This is a genomic window from Azonexus sp., from assembly GCF_036170495.1.
Taxonomy (GTDB): Bacteria; Pseudomonadota; Gammaproteobacteria; order Burkholderiales; family Rhodocyclaceae; genus Azonexus.
The window spans coordinates 1-1,993 of the sequence record NZ_JAVHPH010000384.1 but is presented as its reverse complement, the minus strand read 5'-3'; the positions used below and the strand labels follow the sequence as shown (position 1 = coordinate 1,993).

Annotated in this window: 2 protein-coding genes; both read right to left on the bottom strand. The window is 59.2% G+C overall.

The annotated features are described in order from the left end of the window. Position 1: 1 nt before the first annotated feature. Positions 2–436 carry a DUF302 domain-containing protein gene (locus ADADOO_RS13990; RefSeq protein WP_511278118.1) on the bottom strand — a complete coding sequence of 145 codons (435 nt, stop codon included), beginning with the start codon at positions 434–436 and terminating at the stop codon, positions 2–4. A gap of 95 nt (positions 437–531) precedes the next feature. Beyond that, positions 532–1,644, bottom strand: a complete 1,113-nt coding sequence (locus ADADOO_RS13985) for a porin (RefSeq protein ID WP_511278117.1) — start codon at positions 1,642–1,644, stop codon at positions 532–534. Positions 1,645–1,993 lie beyond the last annotated feature (349 nt).

Below are 1,993 nucleotides of genomic sequence, written 5' to 3'. Positions count from 1 at the left end.
CCTACCAGCGCAGGCGGGCGAGTTTCCCTGCGCGCTGGACAATCCGCTGCAACAACGATGCGGCCTGTTGCCGGCCGGCTGTTAAATCACCCGGTGAACGATAGGCCAGCTGGATTTCCGATGCGTTTCCCGTCAGGGTATAGAGGGCGATGGATAGCGGGCAAAGGGTCAGCTGTGACGGGGCTTCGCGGACCAGCTCGGCGGCCAGCAGGCTGCTGCAGAACTGGACGATTTCGGCGTTGCCATAAGGGATCGGGCCATTGCCAACCGCCGTGCGGGCCAGCATGTCGCGAAAGGGGAGGACGCTGCCAACCACCAATCCTTCGCTTTCGATGGCTTCGATGAGCCCATCGTGGGCTGCCTGAAAGTCGGAATGACTGACCTTGACGACGACCGCATCTTCGGCGAAGGAAAACTGGGAAACACAGAGCAGCAAAAGGGAAACCAGAAAAAAATGGGACGCCCCGTGGGGCGTCCCAAACAGATGTAAAGAAACCATCTGACGCAAGAGTGTGTTTCGCGAACTGTTGCTTAGAACGAGTGCTTGATGCCCATCGCCAGGCCATTGATGCCGGCGCTGGTGCCGGAACCATTGCCCATCGGGTTGATGGTGTAGGCAGCATTGACGTCGTTCTTGATGTGCGCGTAATCGGCGTACAGTTCGGTCCGCTTGGACAGGGCGTAGCGAGCGCCGAGGCCGATCTTCCAGGCATCGGCATCGACCAGGGTCTTGTCCTTGACCTGGCCGAACATGCCGAGCACGGAGAACTTGCCGAGCGGCACGGTCGCGCCGATGAACCAGTTGCGGCGATCATACTTCTGGCCAGCCGACAGACCAAAGGCCGAGGCAATGGTCGTGTTGCCGCCGATCAGGGAGTTCTGGTCGCCCTTGATCACGTCGTAGACGCCGCCGAGCTTAACGACGCCGAAGTCGTAGGAAGCGCCAAAGGTAGCGACGTATTCGCGGTCGTTGTCATAGCCGACAGCGCGGGTCGTTTCATAGTCGAGATCGATGCTCAGGGGGCCCTTGGCGTAGATCAGGTTGGCCGACAACAGGCGATCGTCGCCGTTGTTGCCTGCGGTGGGCGCGGTCATCGGCGAGTGGACGCCGTTCAGGCTGCCTTCGGCGCCCTGCGTGTTGGTGGCGGTAGCCAGGATCACGGTGAAGCCGCTGAAAGACGGCGAGATGTAGGCCAGGGCGTTGGCTGCACGGTCATACTGGGTGGTCATCGAGGTCAAGCTGGCCACCGAATAGTTGCCGAACGGGCTGTACTTGCCGTAGATGCCGTAACGAATGCCGTCCAGGTAACCGGCAACAACCGTGCCGAAGCCGCCGGTCAGGCCGACGTACTGGTGGCCGGCCGTGGCCAGACCGGTATTGGTGTCCGGGCTGATGCGATATTGCAGATCGAACAGGGCTTTCAAGCCGTTGCCCAGATCTTCGACGCCCTTGAAGCCGATGTGGCTCTGCGAAGCTGCGCTCTGCAGATCGTACTGCGACTGGCCGTTGGCGACATTGCCGTTACTGCCTTGACGGAACATGACACCCATATCGACGTTACCGTAGATGGTGACGTTGGTTTGTGCGAAGGCTGCACCGGAAGTAACAGCCGCTACGGCCAGCGCGATAAGTTTTTTCTGCATTGAATTGCTCCTCAAACATCTTTTGTGTGAATGAACCCCGAAGCGTCTACCGCTCCGAATGAATCTCCCCTCTCCCAACCCTGAGGGCAGTGTTCCGCGCTAGGTAATTGCGAAGCCCGTGCCAGCCCCGTCAAAAAGGCCCGATAAAGTGACGCAAAGCCAGTTGCCACCTTGATTTCCGACCATTTTCACGGTTGACCGTAGCGCTCGCCAGAGCAGCCAGACGCGTTCATTTTCTGGACAATTGCTGCACCACTGAGCCAAAACGAAACAGTATTCAGCGTTTTGAGCAGATGCAAAAAAGCCCGGCGAACCGGGCTTGAGCGGGGGGAATGGAGGTGCTCAAAAG